We start from the raw sequence: 2,995 nt of genomic DNA, 5'->3' as shown, positions 1-2,995 counted from the left end.
CGTGCTCGATGACGGCGAAAACGCACACGCTCGCACCGTTCAGGGTAGTGGCGGTGAAGAAGTCGCACGCCAAGATCGCGTGGGCCTGGCCGCTCAGGAACGCGGCCCACGTCTGACGGTCGCGTTCGGGAGCAGGCTCGATCCCGTGCTGCTTCAGGATCTCCCACACCGTGGAGGGCGCGACCTTGATACCCAGCGCGGCAAGTTCCCGTGGATCCTTCTGTAGCCCCACCCGCCGTTCTCCCAGCCCAAGCGCAGGACGAGAGCCTGGATGGAGCGAAGGGTCGGCGGTCTGCCGGGCCGCTTGCGACGGGAAGCGTCGGCGTGGCGACGGCGTGGCGACGGCGCATGAGATCACGATGCCACCTCAGGACCGTGTCCGGGGAGACGATCAGGTGCAGCCGCCGCAGCGTGGGCCTGGGGAGCCGGTGAAGGAGCGCGGCAAGGAAAGCACGGCCCACCGCAGTGACGCGCGGCCTGTCGATCTGCCGCTGCAGGACGGCCAGCTGGTGGCGCAGTGTCAATATCTCGATGTCCTTGTCGACGTCGCTGATCGGCAGCAGCCGTATGAGGGCGAACAGACTCGACACGGCGAAGTCGCAACAGCACGGTCGACCAGCCTGACACGCCTACCCGCGATCACCGGCCGTTCGCGAAAACCTGCACGTCACAGGCCATGGATGGGGTTTTCGGCGATCTGCCGCATGGCCTGGAGCTGTCCGGAGGCCGCGCCGGAGAACTCCTCCGGGACGCTGCCGAGGATGCCCATACCGAGCGCGACGAAGACGAAGCCGCCGCCGACCAGGGCCATGCCGAGGGCGAGGGCGAGCGCTTGCGCCGTAAGACGACATGTCTTACGCTTCCGGTATGGCCGACACCATCACCATCCGCAGTGACATAGAGACAGAGCACGCCCTGGACATTCTCACCCACGACGGCAGCTCGCGTTCGGCCGCCATTCGGCAGGCCGTGCTGGAGAGCGCCATGCGCAAGGAGCGCGCCGCCGCGATGCGCCGTGCAGTTCTGAGCATGCCGCTGGGCGAGCCTGATGGCGTCAACATCTCCGAGGAGATCTCTCGCAGCCGGGGGGATGAACGCTGATGATCTATCTAGACTTGGCCGCCGTCGTGAAACTCGTCCACGCCGAGTCCGAATCGCAGGCCTTGCGCGACTGGCTGGATGAGCGCGCCGACACCGGGTGGATCAGTTCCGCTCTGGTCGAGGTCGAGTCGTTTCGAGCACTGGCACGACACGCGCCGGAAGCTGTCGCGCGGCTCCACCTGGTCCTGGACCTCATCGATCTGGTGGATCTGAATCCGAGCATTCGCATCCTCGCTCAGACACTGAAACCGGTGACGGTGAGGAGCCTCGACGCCATCCATCTCGGCACGGCCTTGGACATCCGTTCACGACTCGCTTCGTTCGTCACCTACGACAAACGACTGGCCGATGCAGCCACGGGAGCCGGACTCACCGTCGACATGCCAGCGTGAAGGACGCCGGCCAAGGGGGCGAATCTGTGCCGACACCTCCCCCGACATCCAGTTGCTACCCGGTATACGCCTGACGGGCCGGGTACGCGGACCAGCAAGGATTCGCTGCGGTCCGTTACCCGTGCCAACATCCTCGACATCCTGCCCGAGGGCGGAACCCCCCGCGTCGACATGCTCCAGGGCCTGCGGCACATCCTGCGGGGGTCTGCCAGTCGATGGTGAAGTCGTGGGCGGCGAAGCCCTGCTTGGCCTTGGCCTGGCGGGAGGTGTCCAGCAGGACCGGGGTGATCAGGGCGACGCCGTAGCGGGCCAGGGACCCGGTGATCAGCTCGGCGCTCGGGTAGCCGGAGTCGAGACATCCGATGCGGTTGATCTGTCAAGCGGCAGCCGCTTCCGGCTGCGGTGACGGAGTGGGGAAGGCGACGGTTTCGTCGTAGGGTTGTATGTACCTGAGCCGTTCGAAGACCAAAAGTCCCGGGCCTCCCTCCGGCCCGCCCGCTCCCAGTGCACGCCGATCGCCCACAGGGACCTTCTCTGCACCATGTCAAGCGGAACCAGCAGCCGACGTGGCTTGGTGCCCAGTTGTCAGTGGCGCAGGTCGTGTCCGGCCCAGTGGTGTAGCGGATCACACCCCGCTTTGGGGTGGTGCTAACCGGGCCTGAGGACCGTCGCAGCTGCTGAGGCCGTCGAATAATCCCGTGCCGTGCCACCGGTGGACGTGCAGACTCGCCCCATGGCGGACATGAGGGCGTTCCAGGATGCGGTCACCAGCTGGGCGAAGGGCGGCCCCGACGGGCCGGCGCGCGATCTGGCGGAAAGCCTGGCGGCGCGGACCACGGTGCTCCTGGAAGGGCTGAGCGATCTCGCGGCCGTCGAGGCGCTGGCCGCCCGGCGTGGCCGGGACCTGGCTGCCGAGGGAGTGTGTGTCGTGCCGATGGGCGGGGCGATGAGCGTCGGCCGCTATGCCGGCCTCCTCGGGCCGCCCGGCCTCGGTCTGCGCCTGACAGGACTTTGCGACGAGGGCGAACAGGGCTTCTACGAGCGCGGCCTGACGCGGGCACAGGCACCGCTCCAGGACATCTACGTATGCGCTGCGGATCTGGAGGACGAGCTCATCCGCGCGCTCGGCACGGCAGGAGTCGAGGAGATCCTCCGCGCCGAGGGCGACTTCCGCGCCTGGCAGACCTTCCAGCGCCAGCCCGCACAACACGACCGGCGCCGGCATCAACAGGTGAGGCGCTTCCTCGGCACAAAGAAGGGCCGCAAGATCCGCTACGGCCGTCTCCTTGTGGAGGCCCTCGCACCGGACCGGACACCGCCCCCGCTCGACGGCCTCCTCGCGAGCCTGTGAGGGCGTAGACGGACTGCCGTTTCGAGCGTCTCTGGAACTCTGTGTGTGCCTGAGTGATTCAGGCTTTTCGGGCGCGGCGTGGCCGTCTGTCGTCGCGGTGGGGTCCGAACCTCGGGGTGAGGGTGTGGACTCCGGTGGCGTACAGGTGGTG

Annotated in this window: 4 protein-coding genes and 1 pseudogene; 3 read left to right on the top strand and 2 right to left on the bottom strand. The window is 67.5% G+C overall.

The genetic code is table 11. The features are described from left to right. Positions 1-554: pseudogene (locus tag FCI23_RS64550) on the bottom strand (integrase); the annotation flags it as partial. Between the two features lie 113 nt (positions 555-667). Continuing rightward, entirely contained in the window at positions 668-811 is a 144-nt protein-coding gene (locus tag FCI23_RS57990; RefSeq protein ID WP_169317482.1) for a hypothetical protein, read from the bottom strand. A 56-nt stretch (positions 812-867) separates the two neighbouring features. Between FCI23_RS57990 and FCI23_RS55005 the strand changes: the two genes are divergently transcribed. From FCI23_RS55005 to FCI23_RS54990, 3 genes are all read left to right on the top strand, one after another. Beyond that, positions 868-1,101 (top strand): hypothetical protein, encoded by a 234-nt coding sequence (locus FCI23_RS55005; protein ID WP_136731669.1) that lies wholly within the window; start codon positions 868-870, stop codon positions 1,099-1,101. A gap of 14 nt (positions 1,102-1,115) precedes the next feature. Then, a complete protein-coding gene (locus tag FCI23_RS55000; protein ID WP_211265907.1) occupies positions 1,116-1,493 on the top strand; it encodes a type II toxin-antitoxin system VapC family toxin in 378 nt (125 codons plus the stop codon). 733 nt (positions 1,494-2,226) lie between these two features. Then, on the top strand, positions 2,227-2,844 hold the full coding sequence (locus tag FCI23_RS54990; RefSeq protein WP_136731667.1) for a TOPRIM nucleotidyl transferase/hydrolase domain-containing protein: 618 nt from the start codon (positions 2,227-2,229) through the stop codon (positions 2,842-2,844). Positions 2,845-2,995 lie beyond the last annotated feature (151 nt).

This window comes from Actinacidiphila oryziradicis (genome assembly GCF_005047355.1).
GTDB lineage: Bacteria > Actinomycetota > Actinomycetes > Streptomycetales > Streptomycetaceae > Actinacidiphila > Actinacidiphila oryziradicis.
The sequence above is the reverse complement of the archived record's forward strand: the minus strand, read 5'-3'. Positions and strand labels throughout refer to the sequence as shown.